Annotated in this window: 27 protein-coding genes and 1 tRNA gene; 15 read left to right on the forward strand and 13 right to left on the reverse strand. The window is 32.4% G+C overall.

Features of this window, described 5'->3' with window-relative positions; translation table 11 throughout:
* Positions 1 to 129 precede the first annotated feature (129 nt).
* Positions 130 to 1,623 carry a hypothetical protein gene (locus RMO70_RS14635; RefSeq protein ID WP_310557183.1) on the reverse strand — a complete coding sequence of 498 codons (1,494 nt, stop codon included), beginning with the start codon at positions 1,621 to 1,623 and terminating at the stop codon, positions 130 to 132.
* A gap of 574 nt (positions 1,624 to 2,197) precedes the next feature.
* Here RMO70_RS14635 and RMO70_RS14640 point away from each other — a divergent pair.
* On the forward strand, positions 2,198 to 2,527 hold the full coding sequence (locus tag RMO70_RS14640) for a helix-turn-helix transcriptional regulator (RefSeq protein WP_310557184.1): 330 nt from the start codon (positions 2,198 to 2,200) through the stop codon (positions 2,525 to 2,527).
* Between the two features lie 3 nt (positions 2,528 to 2,530).
* On the opposite strand, the gene RMO70_RS14645 is transcribed toward RMO70_RS14640, so the two are convergent.
* From RMO70_RS14645 to RMO70_RS14655, 3 genes are all read right to left on the reverse strand, one after another.
* Entirely contained in the window at positions 2,531 to 3,298 is a 768-nt protein-coding gene (locus RMO70_RS14645) for an enoyl-CoA hydratase/isomerase family protein (RefSeq protein WP_310557185.1), read from the reverse strand.
* 64 nt (positions 3,299 to 3,362) lie between these two features.
* Positions 3,363 to 4,112 (reverse strand): uroporphyrinogen-III synthase, encoded by a 750-nt coding sequence (locus RMO70_RS14650; protein ID WP_310557186.1) that lies wholly within the window; start codon positions 4,110 to 4,112, stop codon positions 3,363 to 3,365.
* A gap of 20 nt (positions 4,113 to 4,132) precedes the next feature.
* Positions 4,133 to 4,795, reverse strand: a complete 663-nt coding sequence (locus RMO70_RS14655; RefSeq protein ID WP_310557187.1) for a DUF4271 domain-containing protein — start codon at positions 4,793 to 4,795, stop codon at positions 4,133 to 4,135.
* Between the two features lie 99 nt (positions 4,796 to 4,894).
* Between RMO70_RS14655 and RMO70_RS14660 the strand changes: the two genes are divergently transcribed.
* From RMO70_RS14660 to RMO70_RS14670, 3 genes are read left to right on the forward strand one after another with little or no spacing between them, the layout of a single operon-like run.
* Complete coding sequence (locus RMO70_RS14660; RefSeq protein WP_310557188.1) at positions 4,895 to 5,620, forward strand: polyprenol monophosphomannose synthase; 726 nt, start codon at positions 4,895 to 4,897, stop codon at positions 5,618 to 5,620.
* Positions 5,621 to 5,675: 55 nt separating this feature from the next.
* Positions 5,676 to 7,016: a dihydroorotase gene (locus tag RMO70_RS14665; protein WP_310557189.1), complete on the forward strand. Its 1,341-nt coding sequence runs from the start codon at positions 5,676 to 5,678 to the stop codon at positions 7,014 to 7,016.
* A 6-nt stretch (positions 7,017 to 7,022) separates the two neighbouring features.
* Entirely contained in the window at positions 7,023 to 7,463 is a 441-nt protein-coding gene (locus RMO70_RS14670) for a DUF4296 domain-containing protein (RefSeq protein WP_310557190.1), read from the forward strand.
* 1 nt (position 7,464) lies between these two features.
* Here the strand turns inward: RMO70_RS14670 and RMO70_RS14675 are convergent, their stop codons facing one another.
* Together RMO70_RS14675 and RMO70_RS14680 are read right to left on the reverse strand one after the other, a co-directional pair.
* Positions 7,465 to 7,998 (reverse strand): GNAT family N-acetyltransferase, encoded by a 534-nt coding sequence (locus RMO70_RS14675; protein WP_310557191.1) that lies wholly within the window; start codon positions 7,996 to 7,998, stop codon positions 7,465 to 7,467.
* A 4-nt stretch (positions 7,999 to 8,002) separates the two neighbouring features.
* Positions 8,003 to 8,986 carry an NAD-dependent epimerase/dehydratase family protein gene (locus RMO70_RS14680; RefSeq protein ID WP_310557192.1) on the reverse strand — a complete coding sequence of 328 codons (984 nt, stop codon included), beginning with the start codon at positions 8,984 to 8,986 and terminating at the stop codon, positions 8,003 to 8,005.
* Positions 8,987 to 9,098: 112 nt separating this feature from the next.
* Here RMO70_RS14680 and tyrS point away from each other — a divergent pair, with 112 nt between their 5' ends.
* The gene (gene tyrS / locus RMO70_RS14685) at positions 9,099 to 10,397 is read left to right on the forward strand and encodes a tyrosine--tRNA ligase (RefSeq protein WP_310557193.1); all 1,299 of its coding nucleotides are present in this window, start codon (positions 9,099 to 9,101) and stop codon (positions 10,395 to 10,397) included.
* Between the two features lie 99 nt (positions 10,398 to 10,496).
* A complete protein-coding gene (locus RMO70_RS14690; RefSeq protein ID WP_310557194.1) occupies positions 10,497 to 11,684 on the forward strand; it encodes a C1 family peptidase in 1,188 nt (395 codons plus the stop codon).
* A gap of 82 nt (positions 11,685 to 11,766) precedes the next feature.
* On the opposite strand, the gene RMO70_RS14695 is transcribed toward RMO70_RS14690, so the two are convergent.
* Positions 11,767 to 11,839 (reverse strand) — tRNA-Phe (locus RMO70_RS14695).
* Between the two features lie 100 nt (positions 11,840 to 11,939).
* Here RMO70_RS14695 and RMO70_RS14700 point away from each other — a divergent pair.
* The 5 genes from RMO70_RS14700 to RMO70_RS14720 all read left to right on the forward strand — a co-directional run bounded on the left by RMO70_RS14700 (position 11,940) and on the right by RMO70_RS14720 (position 16,845).
* Positions 11,940 to 12,674: a type III pantothenate kinase gene (locus RMO70_RS14700; protein ID WP_310557195.1), complete on the forward strand. Its 735-nt coding sequence runs from the start codon at positions 11,940 to 11,942 to the stop codon at positions 12,672 to 12,674.
* Positions 12,667 to 13,881, forward strand: a complete 1,215-nt coding sequence (locus RMO70_RS14705) for a hypothetical protein (RefSeq protein ID WP_310557196.1) — start codon at positions 12,667 to 12,669, stop codon at positions 13,879 to 13,881. Before RMO70_RS14700 ends, RMO70_RS14705 begins: the two co-directional genes overlap by 8 nt.
* Positions 13,882 to 13,906: 25 nt before the next feature.
* Positions 13,907 to 14,446: an LPS export ABC transporter periplasmic protein LptC gene (gene lptC / locus RMO70_RS14710; protein ID WP_409025093.1), complete on the forward strand. Its 540-nt coding sequence runs from the start codon at positions 13,907 to 13,909 to the stop codon at positions 14,444 to 14,446.
* Between the two features lie 14 nt (positions 14,447 to 14,460).
* Positions 14,461 to 14,655: a hypothetical protein gene (locus RMO70_RS14715; protein WP_310557198.1), complete on the forward strand. Its 195-nt coding sequence runs from the start codon at positions 14,461 to 14,463 to the stop codon at positions 14,653 to 14,655.
* A 96-nt stretch (positions 14,656 to 14,751) separates the two neighbouring features.
* Positions 14,752 to 16,845, forward strand: coding sequence for a peptidylprolyl isomerase (locus RMO70_RS14720; protein WP_310557199.1), 2,094 nt, complete (start codon positions 14,752 to 14,754; stop codon positions 16,843 to 16,845).
* A 324-nt stretch (positions 16,846 to 17,169) separates the two neighbouring features.
* Here RMO70_RS14720 and RMO70_RS14725 read toward each other — a convergent pair whose 3' ends face one another.
* From RMO70_RS14725 to RMO70_RS14750, 6 genes are all read right to left on the reverse strand, one after another.
* Positions 17,170 to 17,520, reverse strand: coding sequence for a hypothetical protein (locus RMO70_RS14725; protein WP_310557200.1), 351 nt, complete (start codon positions 17,518 to 17,520; stop codon positions 17,170 to 17,172).
* Positions 17,521 to 18,102 (reverse strand): nicotinate (nicotinamide) nucleotide adenylyltransferase, encoded by a 582-nt coding sequence (gene nadD, locus RMO70_RS14730; protein WP_310557201.1) that lies wholly within the window; start codon positions 18,100 to 18,102, stop codon positions 17,521 to 17,523.
* Positions 18,103 to 18,165: 63 nt separating this feature from the next.
* A complete protein-coding gene (gmk, locus tag RMO70_RS14735) occupies positions 18,166 to 18,753 on the reverse strand; it encodes a guanylate kinase (RefSeq protein WP_310557202.1) in 588 nt (195 codons plus the stop codon).
* A 41-nt stretch (positions 18,754 to 18,794) separates the two neighbouring features.
* On the reverse strand, positions 18,795 to 19,655 hold the full coding sequence (locus tag RMO70_RS14740; protein WP_310557203.1) for a YicC/YloC family endoribonuclease: 861 nt from the start codon (positions 19,653 to 19,655) through the stop codon (positions 18,795 to 18,797).
* A gap of 58 nt (positions 19,656 to 19,713) precedes the next feature.
* Positions 19,714 to 20,595 carry a DMT family transporter gene (locus tag RMO70_RS14745; protein ID WP_310557204.1) on the reverse strand — a complete coding sequence of 294 codons (882 nt, stop codon included), beginning with the start codon at positions 20,593 to 20,595 and terminating at the stop codon, positions 19,714 to 19,716.
* Positions 20,588 to 20,944, reverse strand: a complete 357-nt coding sequence (locus tag RMO70_RS14750; protein WP_310557205.1) for an ArsC/Spx/MgsR family protein — start codon at positions 20,942 to 20,944, stop codon at positions 20,588 to 20,590. Before RMO70_RS14750 ends, RMO70_RS14745 begins: the two co-directional genes overlap by 8 nt.
* A 74-nt stretch (positions 20,945 to 21,018) precedes the next feature.
* Here RMO70_RS14750 and RMO70_RS14755 point away from each other — a divergent pair, with 74 nt between their 5' ends.
* From RMO70_RS14755 to RMO70_RS14770, 4 genes are all read left to right on the forward strand, one after another.
* Entirely contained in the window at positions 21,019 to 21,480 is a 462-nt protein-coding gene (locus RMO70_RS14755) for a DinB family protein (protein ID WP_310557206.1), read from the forward strand.
* Positions 21,481 to 21,575: 95 nt separating this feature from the next.
* Positions 21,576 to 22,046 carry an Lrp/AsnC ligand binding domain-containing protein gene (locus tag RMO70_RS14760; RefSeq protein WP_310557207.1) on the forward strand — a complete coding sequence of 157 codons (471 nt, stop codon included), beginning with the start codon at positions 21,576 to 21,578 and terminating at the stop codon, positions 22,044 to 22,046.
* Positions 22,047 to 22,148: 102 nt separating this feature from the next.
* Complete coding sequence (gene pgi, locus RMO70_RS14765) at positions 22,149 to 23,795, forward strand: glucose-6-phosphate isomerase (RefSeq protein WP_310557208.1); 1,647 nt, start codon at positions 22,149 to 22,151, stop codon at positions 23,793 to 23,795.
* Between the two features lie 169 nt (positions 23,796 to 23,964).
* Positions 23,965 to 24,867, forward strand: a 903-nt coding sequence (locus RMO70_RS14770) for a carboxypeptidase-like regulatory domain-containing protein (RefSeq protein WP_310557209.1), incomplete at its 3' end; no start/stop codon positions are given.

Genomic DNA, 24,867 nt, shown 5'->3' on the forward strand with positions numbered 1-24,867 from the left:
TATCTTTGTAGTATGCTCCAATTATTCTGTCTCCTATAGATTGATTTTTAATGTTAATTATTGGGTTTTGGGCCATACTTACTACAGAGATTATTGCGATTATAAATTTTAATAAATTTTTCATATATTTTAGTTTTGATTACAAGGGGTTGGAATTACTATTGAAGGACTGGATTGACTATCGAGTTCTGCCATACTCAATTTAGTCCATTCTGTGAGTTCAGAATTAGCTTTGAGTAAAGATATATTAAATCCTGCAAAATATTTCAAAAAAACTCTTTCAAGATTATTATCATCCGATTCAAATTTACCTCCTAATGCATTATCTAACCATTCAATTCTTGCGTCATTCCTATAAGGTATTGGTAAAGGTACAGCTCTAATCATTTCATTTAATTTTGTTCTAAAAGCTTCTATATTGTCAATGGTTATTGCATAGGTTACATTCATAAGTGCATCATCTTTAGCTACGAGTATAATGCTCACTTGCTTTTTGTTTTCAACAGTTGCATTGTCAGCAACACCTAGTAGCGAAACAAGATCTCCTGTAGAAAACATAGCATAATGCGTATTGGGATGCGTGTGCGCATAACTATAGGTAGTGGGTTGTAAATCTACTTTAATAGTAGCATGAGCTATTGATGATGATTGTTTAACTGGCATACGATAACTTCCATCAGTATTTCTTCCAAAAACCGTGCCGTCTTCTCCTCCGCCTGTTGGAGGTATTGTTTCTTGCAAATCTACAATCTCCTGTTTTATATTTGCTTTTGTTGGGTCTAATAAATCAGCTACTTTCTCACAAGGAGTTGGTTCTCTTGGAATCACTGGAGTTGTGATAGGATTAGAGGTTGTAATGTTGTTAGAACCATTCCCTGTGCCGCTTCCGCCTGGTCCGTTTCCTGTTGGTGTATCTCCATTGTCTGGTGATGTGCCACAACCGCTACTAATTTGTATGTTTAAAGAACACATTTGTTTTAAATACTTATGTTGACAGTATGGTGTAGCACGATGCTCAGGTCCTATTCCTCCTCCATTTGTCCCATTACACATAAGCACCCAAGCACACGTGGTCCAGCCTGAACCACCTGGACCTCCTTCATCATAATCCACTCCACCTTCTCCAAAAAAAGTAGTTACTAATGCAGACATCTCTATATTTCCTACTAGCGTGTAGGATTTAGTAGCCTCATCATAAACTGGAGGTTGTGTTGGGGTGTATTTCATAAGAAATGCTTCTGTTATAGTATCCTGCTTAACGTGAACTACCAAGTTTTCAAAATAATCTTGGCTATCAGTTTCCTTCTTAACAAGCATAGTGTAGGATGTAAAATCATCAAAAGATATTTCCTTAACCGTTGCCGCATCAATAGCGATATAATCTCCTGTTTCCCTTGAACTTGTTTTATTGCTTTTTCTTGATTTTCTCAATTCATTTAATGCTTTTCGATTTGCAATTCTAAACTGAGGAATTTTATTTGCTTGATCTAAAGAATATTCTTTTAAGGCAATGTTTTGTTTTTGAGTTGTAGGGTCTTGGGTGTGCTCAAAATCGTCTTGGCAACCATACAGAAAAAATCCTGTAATAAAGGTTAAAAGTAATCGCATCAGTTTTTGTTTCATTCGGTTTTAATTTAGATTGTTTTTATATATAGAGATGAATAATGATGAAAAGGTTGGGATGGGTGTAAATTATTTTTGCATTTATTAAAATCAGTAGTATATTTTTTTCTCAAGTTATTTAAGGATTATTTTGGTTAATTTTTTTCAGGCGCAAAATTAAATCGTTTTAATCCATTTTAGGATACGGTAAGTCGTAAATTTTTTTTAAAATTAAGCCAATATTAATATTTTATAAGAAAAATAGGTGTAAAATTATTTTACTATAAATTGAAATTGTCATAAATCAAGATTAATTTTTTGTTTCGTTTTTATCATTGATTTGGTTTTACTTTGGGTTGTTTTATATATAGAGGATGAAAATAGAGAAAAGGTTGGGATGGTTATGAATTATTTTACTTTAATTTAAAAAAACATAAATAGCATTAGAATTATGTTTCATTTGTTGTGTTATTTAGAATTATTTTGAAATATAAAACTGCGCAAATAAACCACCATTCGTATTATTTTAAAATGTGTTTCTATCATTTGTTATGTGAATTGCACATAATTAACTATTTTTACAAAAAAAAGGAAAATGAAAATTCACGAAAAAGTTAAAACCTTAAGAGAAGAAAGAAAAATATCTCAAGGTTTTCTAGCACACGAATTAGGTTTAGATCAATCGCAATATAGCCGTAGAGAAAAAGGCGAAATTCAATTTGTGCCTGAAGAAATTGTCAAACTATCTAAACTACTAGAAACCACAATCTCTAATTTATTTGGAGAAGAAACCATTGTTTTTAACAATAACGACCAAAAAGGAGGCAACTTTGGTCAATACATTTCTATTCCAGAAAAGCTAATAGAGCAATATGAACTTCGGTTAAAAGAAAAAGACGAGTTAATTGCTTTGTTAAAAAAATAAATATTACTTCTTAAACTCGCTTAATGCCATTCTAGTAAAATCCGACAAAACAAGTTGCCCTGAAATTGCAGCACGGTCGTATAATAAAGTATCCCAATGTGCTGTATTTTCCCAAAAAACTCGTTTCATTTCTTGCAATGCTTCAGGGTTATAAGAAGCTAATTTTGTTGTAAAAACATTAATAGCCAAATCCATATCATCTATTGAAGCAAAAATTTCAGAATATAAACCTTTTTCAAAAGCCCAATGTGCCGTTTTCCAGTCGTGAGCAGCTAATGTGAGTTGCGTTGTAGCGGTTTTTCCTATTTTTCTAGAAACTACAGGCTCAATTACAAATGGCCCAATCCCTATAGCTAATTCAGATAATTTTATTGAAGCAACATCAGTAGCAAAAACATAATCGCAAGCCGATGCTAGACCCACTCCTCCACCAACAGCTTTGCCTTGCACACGACCTACAATAATTTTCTTACACGTTCGCATCCCATTAATTACATTGGCAAAACCACTAAAAAAAGTTTTTCCATCTTCAAAGTTATCTATACCAAGCAACTCGTCAAACGAAGCACCTGCACAAAAAGCGCCACTGCCTTCACTTTTTAAAATCACTACGGAAACTTCATCGTTTTCGCTAATTGAATGCAACGTTTCTGTCAAATCATTTAATAAATGACTTGGAAAAGAGTTGCTTGCAGGATGACTAAAAGTAATAGTTGCAATTTTATTACTAATTTGGGTATGTATAAATCCGTTGTTGCTTGTAGTATCCATTCTATTTATTTGTAGTTACAAAGTAAATATAAAAAAAACATCCGCCGAAGCAGATGTTGTGTTTTTATTTTCCTTTATTCGCTTCTGACACATATTTTTCAAGTGCCATTGTCATTGAAGGTGTTTCGGGCGTGGGTGCTAAAATATCGATTCTTAATCCGTGTTCTAAAGCTTCTTTTTGAGTGGTACTTCCAAAAACAGCTATTCTTGTATTGTTTTGTTCAAAATCTGGAAAGTTCTTAAACAATGATTTTATTCCTGTAGGGCTAAAAAAGGCTAAAACATCATAATACACATCTTTCAAATCAGACAAATCACTCATTACGGTTTTGTAAAAAGTTCCTGCTGTCCAATCTACTTTTAAAGAGTTCAATGTTTGAGGAATATCTGCATTTAACTGATCTGATGATGGCAATAAAAACTTTTCATCTTTGTATTTTTTGAAAAGCGTTGTCATATCAACAAAATCTTTCTGACCTACATAGATTTTACGTTTTCGGTATACCACATATTTTTGAAGGTAAAAAGCAACAGCTTCTGACTGACAAAAATATTTCAAATCCTCTGGCACTTTATACCGCATTTCTTCAGCTACTCTAAAAAAGTGATCTACTGAATTTTTACTAGTTAAAATAATAGCCGAGTAATTATTCAAATCCACTTTTTGCGAACGAACATCTTTTGCTAAAACGCCTTCAACGTGAATAAATGATCTGAAATCAACCTTTATCTTGTGCTTATTTTGCAATTCAAAATAAGGAGAGTTTTCAACCTTTGGCTCTGGTTGCGATACTAAAATTGTTTTCACTTTCATATTAAACATTTTCAAATGCACTAATTTTTTATTAAATAATAAATAAAGCAATAGGGCGCAATTTCAAGTGTGCAAATATACAAAATAAAATAAAACATCTTACTCATTATTAATTTTTGATAATTCTTCAATGAAATTAAATATGTTATTGTATTAATCGCTAATAATATGACCACAAGCGATATAATTACGTAATAATTTAAAAAAACTGTATAATATAGAGTAATATTAATAGGAAGTAAGAATAATCCAATATAGGTTCTGTAGCTAACCTTGTACAAATTAAATTGTTCAATTAAATTTTCTATATTAAACGATGTCGCTATAATTTTTTCTACAAGAAATTTAGATAAGATAAAAAAGCTCATTGCTGTAAAAATCTGAATAAACGCAATCCCATTCGTTTTTGTAGTATATCCTAGAAAACTCAACAACAATTGAATAAAAAATGATAATGAAATCAATTGCACAATAAACAATAAAATGGTAAACCAAGTCATTAAATTACTACTGTCTTTGTATATTTTTAAATACTTATCGTTGACTAAAAGGTTTACAAAATCCGAAAATCGTTTTTCGAAAGCTGCTTTTGTAATTGCAATTATCCCCAATGAAATAATAAAAACAAAGGTCACCCAATCTTTATTTTCTACAATTCTTGGAACCAAATCATATTTATTCATAACGCAAAATTACAAATTTTTTGAAGCAATTATTTAATTATAATTAATTTAAGAAACTACAATGGTAAAAAGTTTATTTTTGCAACAGAATCATTCATTATGCAAGACGGAATTGTCATTATACCTACTTACAACGAAATCGAAAATATCGAAATAATCATTCGAGCTGTATTTTCGCTACCTAAAAAATTTCACATCCTTATTGTTGATGACAATTCCCCTGATGGCACTTCTGAAAAAGTAGTCGAACTTCAAAAAGAATTTCTAGACACTCTTTTTTTAGAAACTAGAAAAGAAAAATCAGGTCTAGGTACTGCTTACGTTCACGGATTCAAATGGGCACTGAGTCACAATTATGAATTTATATTTGAAATGGATGCCGATTATTCTCATAATCCAGCTGATTTAGAAAAATTATACAACACCTGCAATATTGACAAGGCAGGAATGGCAATAGGTTCGCGATATGTTACTGGAGTAAATGTGGTAAACTGGCCTCTTAATCGGGTGCTTATGTCCTATTTTGCATCCGTATATGTGCGATTTATTACTGGGATGAGCATTCAAGATGCCACAGCAGGTTTTATTTGTTATCGAAGAGAAGTTCTAGAAACCATAGAACTTGATGAAATAAAGTTTACAGGTTATGCGTTTCAAATAGAAATGAAGTATCGCACCTTTATAAAAAATTTCAAAATCATTGAAGTTCCTATTATATTCACGGACAGAACAAAAGGCGAATCCAAAATGAGTAATGCCATAATCAAAGAAGCTGTTTTTGGTGTTATTATGCTACGAATAAGAAAAATTTTAAATCGATTATAAACTAGTTTATCTATTTTGAGTTTTACCGAAAACCCAAATGCCTAAAACCTAAAAAATGAAAACCCTTTTAATAAAGAATGCCAAGATTGTAAATGAAGGACATATTTTTGAAGGCGATGTTCTTATTGAAAACGAATTCATAGTGGAAATTGGAGCGAATATTAGTCCCAAATCATCTGACTGTAAAATTATAAACGCTGAAGGCAACTATCTAATTCCAGGTGCCATAGACGATCAGGTTCACTTTAGAGAGCCTGGACTCACACACAAAGGCGATATTGCATCTGAATCCAAAGCAGCCATTGCTGGAGGAATCACATCATTCATAGAACAACCCAATACTGTTCCAAACGCTGTAACACAAGAACTGTTAGAGCAAAAATACGATATTGCAGCTCAAACTTCGTATGCGAATTATTCATTTATGATGGGCGCAACGAATAATAATTTAGAGGAAGTTCTTAAAACTAATCCAAAAAATGTCGCTGGAATCAAAATTTTTCTTGGCTCGTCCACAGGAAATATGCTAGTAGACAATGAGGAAGTATTAGAAAAAATATTTTCCTCCACCAAAATGCTCATTGCAGTGCATTGTGAAGACGAAACAACTATAAAAAATAATCTAGAAAAATACAAAGAAGAATATGGCGAGACAATCCCAATGGACGTTCATCATTTAATTCGCAGTGAAGAAGCTTGTTTTATTTCGTCATCTAAAGCGGTAGCTTTAGCCAAAAAAACGGGTGCAAGACTGCATGTTTTTCACGTTTCTACTGCAAAAGAAACAGAACTTTTTTCCAACAACATTCCATTGGAAGAAAAACAAATTACTGCTGAAGTTTGTATTCATCATTTATGGTTTACTAATGATGATTATGCAAAAAAAGGCACGTTTATCAAATGGAATCCCGCTATTAAAACCAAAGCTGACAAAGCTGCTCTATGGAAAGCCCTTCTAGACAACAGAATAGATGTTATCGCAACAGATCATGCACCCCATACTCTCGAAGAAAAGAAAAATACGTATCTCAATGCCCCATCCGGTGGACCATTAGTACAACATGCAGTTGTAGCTATGTTTCAAGCCCATCACGAAGGGAAAATTTCTGTCGAAAAAATTGTCGAAAAAATGGCACATAATCCTGCTAAAATATTCAAAATTGACCGTCGTGGTTTTATTAAAGTAGGGTATTATGCTGATTTAGTAATTATTAATACAGGAATGCCTTGGCGGGTGAATAAAGATAATATTTTGTATAAATGTGGATGGTCTCCTTTTGAAGATTATACATTTACTTCAAGAATTACACACACCTTTGTAAACGGAGAATTAGTATATCATAACTCTAAAAGTAAAGACATTCTAGTTGGAAAACGATTAGAATTCAATAGATAAATTATTATGAAGCCTATTATTATTTTATTAGCATCACTAACGTTGCTAATTTCTTGTTCAAGTAAAACCGATATTCCTAAACCGGACAAACCTATTGACAAAGCGGTTATGGAAAATATTTTATATGATTTAGCGTTACTTCAGGCATTGAAAAGTTCGAATCCTGAAAAATTGAAAAAAAATGCCATAAACCCCAAAACATATATTTACCAAAAATATAAAATTGACAGTTTGCAATTTGCCCAAAATAGCAAATATCTTGCTATGAATACAGAAGATTATAAATTGATATTTGATAGAATTGTAAAAAAATTAGAAAATCAAAAAACGGTAGTTGATACTCTTATAAAAAGGGAAGCGAAGTTAAAATCAAAAAGAATAAAAGATTCGTTAACGAAAGCCAATAAATTAAATAAGAAAAAATCTACAATAATCTCTAAGGGCTAAATTAAAGATTTACCCAACTTTCTTTTTTAATCTGATATATAAAATTTAATTTTTCAGGTTCGCCATAATAGGCAACTAGAATTTCATCAATTTTTATCGCTCCTAATTTAGCAATGGCTTTTTGAGATCTAATATTGTTTGCTCCAATATGAAACAATATGGCATCAACATATTGAAAAGCATACTCCATAAGAAGTTTTTTTGTAGCTTGATTAAAAACACTTCCCCAATATGCTTTGGCTAAAAAAGTATACCCTATTAAAACTTCGCTATTTTCTGCATTAAAATCATAAAAACGGGTGCTTCCAATAATTTTATTTGATGTTGCATCATAAATGATAAAAGCACCTTTAGATTCGATTGCTCCTTTAAAAAAAATTTCAAAAACATCTTTCTTATAACGTTCCTTATTGGGATGTTGTTCCCATATTTCAGGATCTGATGCTACTGCATACAAACTTTCAAAATCAGCTAGTTGGAGTGGTCGTATTTTTACAATTTCGTTTTGAAGTGTGGGTTGTAAATTGAAGTTCATCTTTTTAGTTTAATTGTTTAATGCAATCATCAATCCTATTAAATTGAAAATTCAACTGTTTCTTTATTTTTTTATTAGAATAATTATCTTTCGAATGAAGAGATTTTGCCATATCACTCGAAATAACCCGTTTTTTACCAAAAAAGAAACTCAAAAACCAATCTATTTTCCAAGCCAGACCAGTCAAATAGTTGTTGGCATAATACTTAGGTCGTTTTACAGCAAGAACCTCTGAAATTGCAAATATTAATTCTTGATACGTTTTATTTTCAGAAACCAAAATAAATTTTTCTCCCGAAACCTTAGTATTCATTAACATATCCATCGCTTTTACAACATCTAAAACGGCTACAAAACCTGTACTCCCTTTGGTGTAAAACGAAAGTCCTTTTTTTACTTTTTGATATATTTCTCCACTTCCATCTTCCCAAAAAAGCGGCCCTAAAATCACACCTGGATTGACAATTACAACTTGCAATCCTTCTTGTTGTGCACGCCAAACTTCCATTTCGGCGCCATATTTAGAAATCGCATAATCGCTGTGTGATTTTTCAGGATTCCATTCGGTTTCTTCGGTTATTATGGTTTCGTGTGGTAGTAAGTCGCCTAAAGCAGCAATGGAACTCACATAACAGAGTTTTTTTATTTTAAAGTCCAAACAGCAGTTTGCTATATTTGCCGTTCCTTCAATATTTATTTTTCGTAATTTTTCTTCATCTTTTGGATCAAAAGAGACCAAAGCCGCGCAATGATAAACATATTCAATATTTTGGAATGCAATTTCTAACGATGGAATATCCAAAATATCGGCTTGAACCCAAAAAACAGTATCCAATAACTCTTGTTTTAGATACTGTTCAAAAACTTGTTTTACTCGATTTTTACTTTCCTCGCTCCGATATAAAGCTTTTACACTTTGTCCTTGCATTACTAGATGCAAAACCAAATGTGAACCCACCAATCCTGTTGCTCCTGTAACTAATACCATAAAACAAAATTACGAATTACAAATTACGAATTACGCTTTTTTTTCGATTAACCGATTAAACAAATTATTCCAAATCAAATAAAACTTTATATTTGCCAAAATTGATTTTAGAATGAAAAATTTAGTTGAAGAATTACAATGGCGTGGACTGGTTCACGATATGATGCCCGGAACCGAAGAACAATTGCTTAAGGAAAGCACCGCCACTTATATAGGATTTGATCCCACCTCAGATTCCTTACACATTGGAAGTTTAGTTCCCATCGTTTTGCTGGTTCATCTTAAAAATTTTGGTCACAAACCCATTGCTTTAATTGGTGGTGCAACAGGAATGATTGGTGATCCATCTGGAAAATCGGATGAACGAAATTTGCTTGACGAAATTACTTTGAATAAAAATGTAGCTGGAATAAAAACCGTTTTGTCTCGATTTTTAGATTTTAATGCTACAGATGCCAATGCGCCTGTTTTAGTAAACAATTACGACTGGATGAAAGATTTTTCGTTTATCAATTTTGCACGTGATGTGGGCAAACGAATCACTGTAAACTATATGATGGCCAAGGATTCAGTCAAAAAACGTTTGGGTGCTGAAGGCGAAGGAATGAGTTTTACGGAGTTTACCTATCAGTTAATTCAAGGCTACGACTTTTATTACTTACACAAAACCCACAATTGCTTATTACAAATGGGCGGTTCAGACCAATGGGGCAATATTACTACAGGAACCGAACTAGTTCGACGCATGAATCCAAATACCGACGCCAAAGCATTTGCAATGACGTGTCCTTTGATTACTAAATCCGATGGTTCTAAATTTGGGAAATCCGAAGGTGGAAATGTATGGTTGACTGCTGATAAAACATCCGTGTATAAATTTTATCAATTTTGGTTAAATACTTCCGATGATGATGCGGAAAAATACATTAAAATTTTTACTTTTTTAGACAAAAATACCATTGATACTCTAGTTTCTGAACACAAAGAAATGCCACATTTGAGAATCTTACAACGAAAATTAGCCGAGGAAATTACCATTCTCGTTCACGGTCAGTCTGAGTTAGAAAAAGCCATCAAAGCATCAAATATATTGTTTGGAAACTCCACTTCTGACGATTTAAAAACTCTTGACGAAACTACTTTTTTAGAAGTATTTGAAGGTGTGCCACAAGCCGAAATTTTAAAAACGGATATCGAAACTGGAATCAATATTGTTAGTGTTTTGAACGAGAAAACAGGTTTTTTTAAATCCAACGGTGAAGCAAGACGTGCACTTTCTGCCAACTCAATTTCAGTAAACAAAGAAAAAGTAACAGAAGAATACTCACTTTCAGCTAAAGACCTAATAAACAATCAGTTTGTATTATTACAAAGTGGTAAGAAAAATTATTTTGTAATTCGAGTACATTGAATTCTAAGTCTTAACAAAAACCTAAATTGAAGTTAAAAACAGTAATATAAGAGAACAAATCTTATTTTTACACTCATTATTTAATAAAAAACAATAGTTATGAACACTCTAAAAACCATAGTGCTTGCAAGTTCTCTACTTGTTAGCGCTTCAAGTTTTGCACAAGACAATTTGGTAAATTCGTTAAAAATAAATGCTTCTGAAAAAAGCAAAGAATCTTTTAAATTTACTGATGTCATCAATATCGAAAACACTTCCGTAAAAGCGCAAGGTTCTTCAGGAACATGTTGGAGCTATTCTGCAAATTCTTTTCTTGAATCTGAAATGATTCGAATGGGAAAAAAACCTGTGGAATTATCACAAATTTTCTCGGCTCGAAATGCCTATGTTGAAAAAGGAAGGAATTATGTTCGCATGCATGGAGCTGTTGCTCTTGGCGATGGTGGCGCATTTCATGATGTAATGAATATGTACAAAAAATATGGTGCTGTCCCTCAATCTGTTTATACAGGTCTAAATTATGGTACCGACAAAAATAAGTTTTCTGAAATGGCAGCTCTTATTGAAGGTTTGCTAAAAGCGGTTGTGACTAATCCTAACGGAGAATTGACTCCAAACTGGGAAAAAGCGTATGCTGCAATGATTGATTCGTATTTGGGAATCGTTCCAAAAACGTTTGATTTTAATGGTAAAAAATATACACCGGAAACTTTTGCAAAAGAAGTAGTAGGAATCAATGCCGACGATTATATCGAAATTTCTTCGCTTCAAGAATATCCATATTATTCAAAATTTGTATTAATGGTGCCAGATAACTGGTCATTTGACCAAGTTTATAATGTAAAAATGAATGAATTAACCGAAACTATTGATTACGCCTTAAAAAATGGCTATTCAGTGGCTTGGGCTGGCGATGTGAGCGAAAAAAGCTTCTCTTGGAAAAATGGAGTTGCCTTTGTTCCAGAAAAAAAAGCAGACGATATGACTGCTGAAGAAAAAAACGATATGTTCAATGGCCCTAAAAACGAACTCGTTATTACCGAAGAAATGCGTCAAAAAGCATTTGATAATTACACCACCACTGACGATCACGGAATGCATATTGTAGGGGTTTCAAAAGATCAAAACGGAAAAGAATACTATATCGTAAAAAACTCTTGGGGAACTGCAAACGACCATAAAGGATATTTGTATATGACTAAGGAATTTGCAAAATACAAAGCCACTGCTATTATGCTTCACAAAAAAGCAGTCCCACCAGTAATTGCAGGCAAACTTAAAGTGTAATTAGTGTATGTTTAAAAAAAGCTGAAAATCACTTTAGACTAGAATAAAAAAATCCCGAAAATTACTTTTCGGGATTTTTTCGTGGTACCTCCAGGGATCGAACCAGGGACACATGGATTTTCAGTCCATTGCTCTACCATCTGAGCTAAGGTACCTTTGCTTGATGCGGGTGCAAATATAGAATGATTTTTCGTTTATCCAAAACATTTTTTTAAAAAAATCTATTCGTACCTTTGTCAAATCAAAATTAAATCAATGATTCTAACCATCGATGTAGGGAATACAAGAATAAAAAGTGCTGTATTTGAGAACAATACACTTATTGATGCAGCTTTTTTTTCAAATGAAAATGTTTTAAATTCTATAGAAAATATTTTAAATCAATTTCAAAAAATAACAGTTTTGGTAGTTGCATCGGTTGCAAAACTGGAAAAATCGGCTTTTGAATCCTTTTCAAACCGAGTTAAAGTACATTTTATCGTTAGAGAAAACTCTTTTCCTTTTCAAAATAATTATGCCACTCCAAAAACCTTAGGAATTGACCGTATGGTTTTGTCAGCAGGAGCAGTTTTACAATTTCCAAAACAAAACCGATTCATAATAGATGCGGGATCTTGTGTAACCTATGATTTTATTGATAAAAATGACGTTTATCAAGGTGGCGCCATCTCTCCTGGGATTCGGCTGCGATATGAAGCGATGCACAATTATACCGCAAAATTACCATTATTGACTATCGAAGAACCCGAAAATTTGATTGGAAATTCCACAAATCAATCAATGCATTCAGGCATTATCAATGGATTAACTTTTGAAATTGATGCGTTTATCAATGCTTTTAAAAGCCAAAATGAAAATTTTATCATAATTTTAACGGGAGGAGATGCTAATTTTTTGGCTAACCGATTAAAAAATACCATATTTGCCAATTCAAATTTTCTACTCGAAAGTTTGAACCATCTTTATCAATATCAAATCAAAAATGATTAAAAAATTTTTATTAAGTAGTATATTATTCCTTTCAATTGCTGGTCTAGCTCAAGAAAGTACCGCCTCACCTTATTCCATATACGGAATTGGAGAAGAAAAATTTAACGGAACAAACGAAAACAAATCAATGGGTGGTATAGGCATATTGCCAGACAGTATCCATATAAATCTTCAAAATTCAGCATCGCTTGCTGATTTGAAATTGACTTCCTTTGCCATTGGTGCAACATACAATACGGTAACTTTTAAAAATGCTTCAGAATCTGAAAAAGCCAGAAGAACTGGTTTGGATTATCTAGCTGTAGCATTACCATTAGGAAAGTTTGGCGTGAGCTTTGGATTAAAACCCATTTCATCTGTAGGGTATAATATTCAAAAAATCGATGTTAGTCAAATAGGTACTTACACTGGAACTGGAGGAGTGAGCAAAGCATTTGTTGGAGCTGGATATAAATTAAACTCTAAATTCAGCATAGGAGCAGATTTTGGTTATAATTTTGGAACAATCGAAACTAATAATATAGTCAATCGATTTGTACAAAATAACACTCAAGAAACAAATACATCTGAATTATCTGGAATTACACTCAATACTTCTATGTTGTTTCAGACTAAAATAAAAAAATATGATTTTATTACGAGCTTTACATTTACACCAGCTACAAGTTTAAAATCAAGAAATAGTAGAATTATACAAATTGGCTCTATATTAAGTTCGCCTTTTGTAGTAACCGTTCCAGATTCAGATATAAAAATACCGTCAAAAGTTGCATTTGGAGCAGGAATTGGAGAAGTTAGAAAATGGTTTGTAGGATTTGAATCAACTTTCAAACAATCAAGTGGTTTTGAAAATCTTTTCAGCACCTTAAACAATGCTACTTATGAAGATGGTGCGAAATTTGCTTTGGGCGGATACTACAATCCTAAAAACAATGCGTATTCTAATTACCTAAGAAGAATAACCTATCGCGCAGGATTAAGATATGAAAATACTGGACTAGTAGTTAACACTAAAGCCATAAATGACAGAGCATTAACTCTAGGATTCGGTTTGCCATCAGGAATAAGTTTTTCAAATATAAATCTAGGATTTGAATTTGGAAAAAGAGGCACAACGGCTTTAAATTTAATCGAAGAAAACTATCTAAATGTTTCCATTGGACTATCTTTTAGTGACAAATGGTTTGTGAAACGTAAATTTGACTAATTATAAAGTGAAAAAACAAAACTTAATAGCACAATCACTATGTAAAATAATACGGCTAGTTTTAATATCGGCAGGTATGATTTCGTGTGAAAGTAATATTAATGAAGTTAGAAAAATCAACATCACGGAATTCAATCCCATTGGAGAAGCACAAGATTTTAATTTAAAATATACCGATTCAGGCAAAATTAAAGCCATTTTGATTTCACCACAAATGCTTGATTATTCAAACTTAGAATTTCCGTTTACAGAATTTCCAAAAGGGGTCGATTTAACTATTTATGATGACCAGCAAAACAAAAGTTTTGTAACATCAAATTATGCCATATCCTACACCAATTCTAATATTATAGACTTATCTGGAAAAGTAAAAATAACAACACACGACGGAAAAATATTAGAAACAGAACAATTGTATTACGACCAAAGTAACGAATGGTTTTTTACCCAAAAAACATATAAATTTACAGACAAAGGCAATGTAATCAATGGAATAGGAATTGATTTTAGTAAAGATTTCAAAACATTAGACACACAAGGAATTACAGGAGTTTACGGAATTTAAAAAAGACAAAAATTATGAATTTATTAAAATACACACAATACGTTTACTTGGTAGTAGGTATTTTTTTTGCATACGATGGCATCACAAAACTCAAAACGGAAACCAATGCAGCTTATCTTAGTTTTTTTCTAGGTGCAATGGCTATTGCGATGTTTTTTTTCCGCAGAAAATTTGCTAAAAAATTTGAGAATCAGAACAATAATAAATAAAAAAGTAAACTTTCTTTCAAAATAAAAGGTTTGTCCTTTTATTATTTGATAGATAATTGTATTTTCGCCCACTGAATAAAAAATATTTAATTAAAAATGGCAGTTTTATCAAAAATTAGACAACGCTCTTTTCTAGTAATCGCAATAGTAGGAATAGCTTTATTTGCATTTATAATAGGTGCATTAATCGAAAATGGCGGTTTTGGACAAACCTCTAGAAATGCAGGGACTATAAATGGTGTTGATATTCCATTTGAAGACTTTAGAGCAAAAGTAGATGTAGCTCAAAAAAGCCAACAAGGAATTTCAATGATGCAAGCTACAAATGGAGTTTGGGATCAAGAAATAAAAAGAGTATTGCTTGAAAATCAATATGAAAAATTAGGTTTACGCATTAGCGACGATCAATTAATCAATATCATCAAAGAAGACCCACAATTTGCTCAAAACCCACAGTTTTTAAACACTGCTGGAAAATTTGACAAGGCAAAATTCAACGAATTTATAGGTTCAATCAAAAATTCTTCTCCAGAAAGATGGCAACAATGGTTGGATTATGAAAAACAACTAGCGCAAGCCACAACAGAACAAATGTATACAACTATGATTAAATCTGGTTTTTATACAACACAAGCAGAAGCAAAATTTAACTATGAGTTAGAAAACAATAAAGTTACTTTTGATGTAGTTTCTGTTCCTTACTCTACTATCGAAGATAAGAAAGTAGAGCCTACTGATAGCGAATTGATTGCTTTTATGGAAAAAAATAAAAGCAAATACAAAGCAGATGAGTCCCGTGAAATCGAATTTGTTTTGATTGAAGACAAAGCGTCTCTAGCGGATGAAAAAGTGATTAAAGACAAGGTAAATGCTTTGTTGAATCCTACTACAAAATACGATGCTGCAACTGGTAAAAACTACGAAGAAGCTGGGTTTAGATCCACTTCAAATGTAATCGACTTTGTAAATGCAAATTCAGACATTAAATACGATTCTACTTATGTATCCAAAAAAGATTTGCCTACAGAAAATGCAGAAGCACTATACAATCTAGCTCAAGGAACTGTTTTTGGACCTTATATGCAAGGAGATTACTACTGTTTGACTCGTTCATTAGGTAGAAAATCTGGAGTAAATGCAAAAGCAAGTCATATTTTGATTTCTTACAAAGGAGCTGCAAGAGCTCAAGCTACAAGAACCAAAGAAGAAGCAAAAGTAAAAGCTAACGAAATATTAGCCCAAGTAACTGCAAATCCTTCTTCGTTTATGATGGCTGCTTTTACAAGTTCAGATGATTCATCAAAACAACAAGGAGGTGATTTAGGTTATTTTTCAAAAGGTCAAATGACACCAAAATTTGAAGATTTTGCTTTCAACAATCCTGTTGGAAAAATTGGATTGGTTGAAACCGAGTTTGGTTATCATATTATCACTGTAACAGACAAGCAAGATGGGGTTCGTTTGGCTACTATTGCTCAAAAAATTTCTCCATCAGAAGTAACAAGTGATGCTAATTTTACAAAGGCTTCCCAATTTGAAATTACAGCAAATGAAAAAGCATTTGAAGTTGCTGCAAAGGAAATGAAGTTGACCGTTGCTCCAAAGGCAAAATTGTTAGCTCTTGACGAAAACATCAATGGAATTGGAAATCAAAGAGAAATTGTTCGTTGGGCATTTACTGCAAAAGAAGGCGTTGTAAAACGTTTTAATATTTCAACTGGACACGTTGTGACTCGTTTGAAAAAAATTAATGAGGCTGGTTTGTTAACCATCGAAGATGCTAAGAATACCGTAGGAACCATTTTGAGAAATCAGAAAAAAGCGGAATTGATTAAAGCTAAAATGACTGGTGCTACTCTTGAAGCCGTTTCTAAAACGACAGGATCTCCTGTAAAAGAGGCTAAAGATGTAGTTGCAGCAAACTCTAACATTGAAACAATAGGTGCAGAACCAAAAGTTGTAGGAACTGCATTTTCACTTAAAACTGGAGCTGTTTCAACTATTATTGAAGGGAATTCGGGAATGTTTAAAATAAAAGTAAAATCATCTGTTGCAGCACCAGTTGTGACAAGTTATACTGATAATGCAACAAAACTAAATGCACAAGCTAAAGGTTCTGTTGCTGGAAGAATATACAGCTCTTTGAAGAAGAATGCTGATATTGAAGACAACAGAGCAGAATTCAATTAGAGTTTTATTTAAACTTAAATAAGAGAAAGGTGTTGTAAAATTAAATTAATTTTACAACACCTTTCTCTTTTCAACTAAACCAAATCTGTGAACTTGAAGTCCATAGATTTAGTTTTCCAGACTTAAAGTCTACAAATTGAAACGTCTATCAAAACGCAAATTATACTCTTTACTGTTTGAATTTACTGGAATAAAGAAACACACCATTTGTAATTTCGATGAAGGAGATATCTCATAATCTGAATGGCTAAGTGAAATTTCTCCTTCGTCGTATATGACAATATTACTAATAAATATCCTGGTATTTTTAAAGATAAATTGGAATTATAAAATCAGAAATAAAAAAACACCCAAATGTGTTAATCCTAGAATTAGTCCAACTAAGTTTATGTTGAATACTTTTTTTTCTTTTAAATCAATTCTTTTTCTATTTCTAACAACATTGAAAATATTGATTAACAAATAAAAAGGAATAGTAAAAATAGTAAAAAAAGCAAAACCTAAACCCTTATCACCATGATGAGGATTGCTGTAAGGCTGATACATCATCCACCATAAAAAAGCATAAAACCCATACATAATTATATTGACAATTAAATGCAAACTAATTTTATGTTTATACTTATTCAGCCAATAAAAAGAAAATAATAGAAAAATTAAAAATTCTATGCGCATTTACTTTTTATAAAAATTATTTATATCTACATATTCCCAAACACTATTTGGCAAAAGTGGCTGAATATTCTTTCCTATTTTGATGCTTTCCCGAATAAAAGTCGATGACAATTCGATAACAGGAGCACCAACCCGATGAATTTTCGAATGATTTATGAATTGCTCTTCGATTTCCCCTGAATTAAATCTTGGATACACATAAACAGAATGATTTTGCAAAATAACTTCATAGTTTTTCCATTTGTGAAGCGAATTCAAATTATCTTCCCCCATAATTAATGAAAATTCGTATTGCGGATATTTTTCTTGTAAATGTGCCAAAGTATTGACCGTATAATTGGGTTGTGGCAGCTTAAATTCTACATCAGAAGGTTTTATTTTAGCATAATCCTGTGTCGCTAAATGGACCATTTCCAATCGATGATGGTCGTCCAGTAAAGTACTTTTTAATTTGTGAGGATTGTGTGGTGTAACGACCATCCAAATTTGATCTAAATCAGAATGCTCCGCCATATGATTGGCGATAATCAAATGCCCAATGTGAATGGGATTGAATGTTCCGAAGTAAAGACCTATTTTCATTTTTTTTTAAGTCATTAGGCAAGAGCCATTAGCCATAAGTTTTTTATTACTATTGCCTTTTACCTAGTTGATATTGCCTTTGTTTAAAAATTCTTTGACCAATTGATATGCTTCTTCTTTGGCTACAGCCAAATCGTAATTTTTAATTATTTTATCAAATTGTGGGGCAGTGGCTAGTTCAACCGAAGCTTTTGCAATACGCATATTGATTTTGTCATCAGTTTCCGTGGAGCGTTTTTTGAGACGAATTTTGAGCTCGTCAATACTTGGTGGTTTTACAAAAACTGCTAGAGTTTCTTCAGGAAATTTTGATTTTATTCGCAATCCGCCTGCCACATCAATATCAAAAATAACGTTCTTGCCCAAAGCCCAAATGCGTTCTACTTCGTTTTTTAGTGTTCCATAAAAATTATCACGATACACTTCTTCCCATTCTAGAAATTCTTCTGCTTTAATATGCTTTTTGAAATCAGGTAACGAAATAAAATAATAATCTGTTCCATGAATTTCTTCGCCTCGTGGCTCACGTGTTGTCGTGGATACTGAAAACTCTAAATTCAATTCCTTAATTCCGAGTAAATGTCTAACTATAGTTGTTTTTCCTGATCCTGATGGCGCAGAGAATACGAGTAACTTTCCTTTATTTGTCATATAGATTTTTGTCTAATATCTATTCTTAGGTTATCTAAAATCTACAATACATTAAGCACTTGCTCTTTAATTTTTTCCAATTCATCTTTCATCATCACTACTAGTTTTTGCATTCCAGCATGATTGGATTTGGAGCCTAAAGTATTAATTTCTCGTCCCATTTCTTGTGTTATAAAACCTAGTTTTCTGCCATTAGCTTCATTACCCGCAATGGTTTCTAGAAAATAATCCAAATGATTGGTCAAACGGACTCTTTCTTCAGTTACATCCAGTTTTTCAAGATAATATATGAGTTCCTGCTCGAAACGATTCTCGTCCACATTGACTTTCAATTCGGCAATAGCCGTTTGTAATTTGTCTTTTATGTTCTGAATTCTTTCTGGATCCAAAGCAATAGCCTCTGATAGATATTTTCGAATATTGGAAATTCGAATTGAAAATTCTTTTTCTAATGAAAGCCCTTCCGATTGACGAAAATTTGAAATGTTATCCAACGCTTCTTTTATAACGGTTTGGATTTGTTTCCACTCGTTTTCGTCCAATTCATCACGTTCTGTTTTGAGTGCATCTGGCATTCTGACTGCCATTTTCATTAATTCGGTTTCATCAGCATTGGCAATTACTGCTCTCATTTGATTGATGTAACCACGAACAATCGGAACATTTATTTTTGATGAAGTTTCTTCACCAGTGACTTCTATAAACAAAGAGAAATCAATTTTACCTCGTTCAAGTTGCTGTACTATTTGATTGCGTAAACCCAATTCCATTTCTCGGTAAACCGATGGCATTCTGGTATTCAAGTCTAAGCCTTTACTGTTTAAAGATTTTACTTCGACCGTTATTTTTTTGGTTGGTAATTGTAAAGAAGCTTTACCAAAACCAGTCATAGATTGTATCATATATGAAAATTGTAATAGCTACAAATATATATTAAAATTGGGATTTAAGAATTACGATTTAGGATTTCTTATTGGTAACCATATAAACACCTATGAAAATCAAAATTGCGGAGCCTATTTTTATCCAACTCAACTCATCTTTACCTAAGCCAATTGCAAATATTGTCGCAAATAAGGGTTGTAAATAAATAAAGACTGCAACAGTGGTTGGTTTGAGCTCTTTCATTGAAAGTAAATTGAGTAAATAGGTTAAGAAGGTCGAAAATATAACGACAAATCCTATCTTCCAAAAAATAGCTGTGGGAATTTCTTGCCAATGAACGACTTGAAATTCGTTCCAACCAAAAGGTAAAACCATTAGAAATCCAAATAAATAAATCCATTTTACAAACGAAATCGCCTTGTATTTGTCCATTAATTTCTTGACAATAATTAGGTAAAATCCGTAGGAAACGGCATTAATAAAAACCAAAAAATTGCCCAAAGTTGCATTTGGAGCATTGGTCATCGATTTCCCATACAAAATCAAAACTAAAGTACCCGATAATCCCAGAACGATGCCTAAAATTTTTCGATTTTCCATTCTTTCTTTAATTAAAATAGCAGAAAGAATCAATACAATCATAGGAGTAGTTACCATTAAAACCGCACCCATAATAGGAGATGTGTAGCTTAATCCTTTAAAAAAAGTAAGCATATTGAACGTTACACCAAAAAATGCGGCTGCAAAAATTCGAGGAAAATCTGCTTTATCAATTTTTTCGGTTTTGATAAATAGAGAAACCAACCAAAACAGTAATGTTGTGGCTCCAACACGAAGTAAGATAAAACCAAAAGGTTCGATATATTTTGGCATTACATCCTTAGCAATAGTAAAAGTCACGCCATAAATTATAGAAACAATTGTGGCTCCAATAAGAGCAAGATTTCTTTTAGACATTTTCGAACGCTTTCATAACTTGCAACATATTTTGTTGGGTATTCCCAATATAAATTTTGTCGTTAATGATAAAAACGGGACGACTCAAAAACGTATAATGTTCCAAAATATATTTTTTATAATCGTCTTCTGTTAACGATTTGTTTTTCAAATCCATCGATTTATACAATTGTGCTTTTTTGCTAAAAAGCGCTTCGTAACTTCCAGAAAGCAAATGCATTTTTTCTAATTCTTCTGCAGTAATAGGATCTTGCTTGATGTCGTGAAATTCTAGAGAAATGCCTTTTGGCAACGATTTTATAATTTTTCGACACGTATCGCACGAAGCGAGATAATATATTTTGTTCATAATTTGAATTTTCAAGATGCAAAGTAACTTTATTTCAATTATAAAAATGACTATTTTTATCAAAAATTAAATCAATGAAAACTTCCTTACGATTATTAGAAAACAATAGAAACGTGTTTTTAAGGTTACTAGAATCTTTTACGTTAGAACAATTAAATGTAATTCCTTTGGGATTTAGCAATAATATAATTTGGAATATTGGACATGTTATTGTTACACAACAGATGTTAATCTACAAATTGTCTGAAAAGGAGGTTGCTATTCCTGAAATAATGATTGATATTTACAAAAATGGAAGTTTTCCAACAGCGAATACTTCACAAGAAGAAGTAGATGAAATAAAAAAAATGTTGTTTTCTACTGTAGAAAATACAACAAAGGATTTTTCGAATCCAAACTTCTTTGCAGCCTATAACTCTTACACAACTAAAAGCACTGGTTTTACTATTAATAATGCATTGGAAGCATTGGAATTTAACAATTTTCACGAAGGAGTACATCTAGGAATTATAATGCAAATCAAAAAATTTATTTAACTAATTGCATCAAACGAGTTTATTTTAATGAAAAATTATTTCATTATAGTGTTAATTTGTAATTAAATTTTCGATAGAAGTTAAAATATGTATTTATGAAAACAAATCAGTTAAAAATTGAAATTGACGGTATTGATAAAGAGATTCTACGATTTCTAATGGAAGATGCTCGCAAACCCATACTTCAAATCGCAAATAAAATAGGAATTTCAGGTGCTGCCATACATCAACGGTTACGAAAACTGGAAGATGCCAAAGTGATTTCAGGATCAAGATTGATAGTGAATACTCGTGTTTTAGGGTACCGCACAATGGCGTTTGTAGGCGTTTATTTAGACAAAGCATCCAGCAATTCCGAAGCTGTAAAAGAACTAAAAAAAATTCCTGAAGTGTTAGAATGTCATTACACCACTGGAAATTGGAGTATTTTAATTAAAATTATTTGTCGCGACAACGAACATTTAATGAATTTGCTAAACCAAAAAATCCAACCTATTGACGGAGTTTCTAGAACAGAAACTTTCATTTCGTTGGAACAACAAATTGAGAGACAAATTCAGTTGTAAACATTTTGTTAGCCAAAATTTACATAAACACAATTTTAAAACTAAAAAACTCACAATGAAATCAGTAAATTTGTTTTCTTAAATATAACGATTAAAAATACAATGGCATTACAAACAATAAATCCTACCACAACACTTGCTTGGCAAAAACTTAAAACGCATTTTGAAGAAATGAAAGACGTTTCTATGCAAGAAATGTTTCAAAACGATGCCACAAGAGCAGAAAAATTTCACCTACAATGGAATGATTTTTTAGTCGATTTTTCAAAAAATAAAATAAACCAAAAAACCATTGACTTACTTCTAGAATTAGCCCATAAACTACAACTTAAGGAAGCAATTTTAGATTATTTTTCAGGAGAAAACATCAATCAAACCGAAGGCAGAGCAGTCTTGCACACTGCCCTAAGAGCCAACCAAAACGAATCTGTTTTAGTTGAAAACAGAAATATAATTCCAGATATTTTTGAAGTAAAAAACAAAATGAGAATTTTTACCAATGAGGTAGTTGGTGGCGTTAGAAAAGGATTCACAGGAAAATCATTTACCGATGTAGTGAACATTGGAATTGGCGGTTCAGATCTTGGACCGGCAATGGTTGTCGAAGCATTGCAGTATTACAAAAACCACCTGAATGTTCATTTTGTTTCTAATGTTGATGGCGATCATGTAAATGAAATCATCAAAAAATTAAACCCCGAAACTACACTTTTTGTAGTAGCTTCAAAAACATTTACCACACAAGAAACATTATCCAATGCAGAAACTATTCGAAGTTGGTTTTTAAAATCGGCTTCGCAATCAGATGTCTCGAAACATTTTGTAGCAGTTTCCACAAATATTCAAAAAGTAACCGAGTTTGGCATCGATAAAAACAATATTTTTCCAATGTGGGATTGGGTTGGAGGTCGGTTTTCGTTATGGAGTGCTGTTGGGTTAACAATCAGTTTGGCAGTTGGATATGATAACTTTGAAAGTTTACTAAAAGGCGCAAACAAAATGGATACCCATTTCAAAAACGAAAAATTGGAGCATAATATTCCAGTCATTTTAGCATTAATTAGCATTTGGTACAACAACTTTTTTGGAGCCGAAAGCGAAGCCATAATTCCCTATTCGCAATATTTACAAAAGTTAGCACCTTATTTGCAACAAGGCATAATGGAAAGCAATGGAAAAAGTGTTGGTCGTGACGGAAACAAAGTCAACTATCAAACAGGAACTATCATTTGGGGAGAGCCAGGGACCAACTCACAACACGCATTTTTCCAATTAATACATCAAGGGACAAAGTTGATTCCGACAGATTTTATTGGTTTCATAAAACCACTTTATGGAAATAGTGACCATCATAACAAATTAATGTCAAACTTTTTTGCACAAACCGAAGCCTTACTACATGGGAAAACCGCAAGTCAAGTACAAATAGAATTTGATAAGCAACAATTAGCTAAAGACCAGACAGATTTCTTATTGCCATTTAAAGTATTTGAAGGAAACAAACCCACCAATACTATTCTAATTCAAACATTAACTCCAGAAACTTTGGGATCACTTGTTGCTATGTATGAGCACAAAATATTTGTTCAAGGCGTTATTTGGAATGTGTTTAGTTATGACCAATGGGGAGTTGAATTAGGAAAACAACTCGCCAACTCAATTTTAGGAGAAATTAACAATAAAAAAATTGATTTGCACGACAACTCAACATCATTTTTATTGAAACATTTTTTGAATAAATGCAAATAATTTAAGGTTAATGAGTTTTTTGTTGTCAAATATTTTTTTTATTCTCGTTTTTGTTCATTATATGTTAAGATTTAACAAAACCGCAACTTGAGTATAATTAACGTTTTGTTAACATTCAAAAAATATATTTAATGGAACTTTGCCGAAAATTATATATAAATCAAATCCTATGAAAAAAGCAATTGTACTTTTTCTTTTATTTCTCTCTAGTTTGGGGTTTTCACAAGTTACTAAATCATCGATTTCAGGAACTGTAAAATCAAGCAAAGGAGAAACATTACCAGGGGCAACAGTGGAAGTAGTTCACGAGCCAACTGGGACAAAATATTTCGCAAACACTGACTATGCTGGTGGATATGCAATCCCATCTATCAAACCAGGTGGGCCTTATGTAGTTAAAGTAACCTATATGGGTTACAAACCAGCAGAAATTTCAGAAATTAATGCAGGTTTGGGTAGCAATGTTAATGTTAATATTGTTTTACAAGACGAGTTGAATGCACTTCAAGAAGTGGCTATTGTTGTGACTAAAACAAACAATGCTTTTTCTAAAGGAAGAACAGGCGCTTCTCAACAGTTTTCAACTAGAGAAATTAATGCGGTACCAGTTATTGGTGCTCGTTCAACAAACTCAATAACAAAATACAATGCAAATTCTGGAGCAAACGGTTCGTTTGGTGGTCAAGATGCACGTTTAAATAATTTTGCTATTGATGGTTCTGTTTTTAATGACGGTTTTGGACTAGGTACAGGAGCGCAAGCAGGAGGTAGAACTGGTTCTACAGCAATTTCACTTGATGCCATCGAGCAATTACAAGTGAGTATAGCTCCTTTTGATGTGCGTCAAACAGGTTTTACAGGTTCTGGAGTAAATGCTGTAACAAGAAGTGGAACAAATGAAGTTGAAGCTTCGGTTTACCACTCATTTAGAAATAATAAAAAAGAATTTGTTGGAACAAAAGCCGGATTGATAGATATTGAACCAGCTAAATTTCAAGAAAAAATATACGGAGCAAGATTTGGTTTACCAATACTAAAAAATAAATTATTCTTTTTTGGAAATTTTGAAACA

The sequence above is a fragment of the Flavobacterium sp. genome (assembly GCF_031422135.1).
GTDB lineage: Bacteria > Bacteroidota > Bacteroidia > Flavobacteriales > Flavobacteriaceae > Flavobacterium.

What these genes read in the sequence shown, in the direction of transcription:
- RMO70_RS14650 (WP_310557186.1), bottom strand. Translation starts at nt 4,112, where the DNA reads ATGAAAGTGAAAACAATTTTAGTATCGCAACCAGAGCCAAAGGTTGAA.
- nadD (WP_310557201.1), bottom strand. Translation starts at nt 18,102, where the DNA reads ATGAAAATAGGTCTTTACTTCGGAACATTCAATCCCATTCACATTGGG.
- RMO70_RS14670 (WP_310557190.1), top strand. Translation starts at nt 7,023, where the DNA reads ATGAAGCCTATTATTATTTTATTAGCATCACTAACGTTGCTAATTTCT.
- RMO70_RS14635 (WP_310557183.1), bottom strand. Translation starts at nt 1,623, where the DNA reads ATGAAACAAAAACTGATGCGATTACTTTTAACCTTTATTACAGGATTT.
- RMO70_RS14705 (WP_310557196.1), top strand. Translation starts at nt 12,667, where the DNA reads ATGATTAAAAAATTTTTATTAAGTAGTATATTATTCCTTTCAATTGCT.
- RMO70_RS14755 (WP_310557206.1), top strand. Translation starts at nt 21,019, where the DNA reads ATGAAAACTTCCTTACGATTATTAGAAAACAATAGAAACGTGTTTTTA.
- RMO70_RS14715 (WP_310557198.1), top strand. Translation starts at nt 14,461, where the DNA reads ATGAATTTATTAAAATACACACAATACGTTTACTTGGTAGTAGGTATT.
- RMO70_RS14700 (WP_310557195.1), top strand. Translation starts at nt 11,940, where the DNA reads ATGATTCTAACCATCGATGTAGGGAATACAAGAATAAAAAGTGCTGTA.
- RMO70_RS14680 (WP_310557192.1), bottom strand. Translation starts at nt 8,986, where the DNA reads ATGGTATTAGTTACAGGAGCAACAGGATTGGTGGGTTCACATTTGGTT.
- pgi (WP_310557208.1), top strand. Translation starts at nt 22,149, where the DNA reads ATGGCATTACAAACAATAAATCCTACCACAACACTTGCTTGGCAAAAA.
- RMO70_RS14720 (WP_310557199.1), top strand. Translation starts at nt 14,752, where the DNA reads ATGGCAGTTTTATCAAAAATTAGACAACGCTCTTTTCTAGTAATCGCA.
- RMO70_RS14640 (WP_310557184.1), top strand. Translation starts at nt 2,198, where the DNA reads ATGAAAATTCACGAAAAAGTTAAAACCTTAAGAGAAGAAAGAAAAATA.
- gmk (WP_310557202.1), bottom strand. Translation starts at nt 18,753, where the DNA reads ATGACAAATAAAGGAAAGTTACTCGTATTCTCTGCGCCATCAGGATCA.
- RMO70_RS14645 (WP_310557185.1), bottom strand. Translation starts at nt 3,298, where the DNA reads ATGGATACTACAAGCAACAACGGATTTATACATACCCAAATTAGTAAT.
- RMO70_RS14725 (WP_310557200.1), bottom strand. Translation starts at nt 17,520, where the DNA reads ATGCGCATAGAATTTTTAATTTTTCTATTATTTTCTTTTTATTGGCTG.
- RMO70_RS14745 (WP_310557204.1), bottom strand. Translation starts at nt 20,595, where the DNA reads ATGTCTAAAAGAAATCTTGCTCTTATTGGAGCCACAATTGTTTCTATA.
- RMO70_RS14655 (WP_310557187.1), bottom strand. Translation starts at nt 4,795, where the DNA reads ATGAATAAATATGATTTGGTTCCAAGAATTGTAGAAAATAAAGATTGG.
- RMO70_RS14675 (WP_310557191.1), bottom strand. Translation starts at nt 7,998, where the DNA reads ATGAACTTCAATTTACAACCCACACTTCAAAACGAAATTGTAAAAATA.
- RMO70_RS14665 (WP_310557189.1), top strand. Translation starts at nt 5,676, where the DNA reads ATGAAAACCCTTTTAATAAAGAATGCCAAGATTGTAAATGAAGGACAT.
- RMO70_RS14660 (WP_310557188.1), top strand. Translation starts at nt 4,895, where the DNA reads ATGCAAGACGGAATTGTCATTATACCTACTTACAACGAAATCGAAAAT.
- tyrS (WP_310557193.1), top strand. Translation starts at nt 9,099, where the DNA reads ATGAAAAATTTAGTTGAAGAATTACAATGGCGTGGACTGGTTCACGAT.
- RMO70_RS14690 (WP_310557194.1), top strand. Translation starts at nt 10,497, where the DNA reads ATGAACACTCTAAAAACCATAGTGCTTGCAAGTTCTCTACTTGTTAGC.
- RMO70_RS14760 (WP_310557207.1), top strand. Translation starts at nt 21,576, where the DNA reads ATGAAAACAAATCAGTTAAAAATTGAAATTGACGGTATTGATAAAGAG.
- RMO70_RS14740 (WP_310557203.1), bottom strand. Translation starts at nt 19,655, where the DNA reads ATGATACAATCTATGACTGGTTTTGGTAAAGCTTCTTTACAATTACCA.
- RMO70_RS14750 (WP_310557205.1), bottom strand. Translation starts at nt 20,944, where the DNA reads ATGAACAAAATATATTATCTCGCTTCGTGCGATACGTGTCGAAAAATT.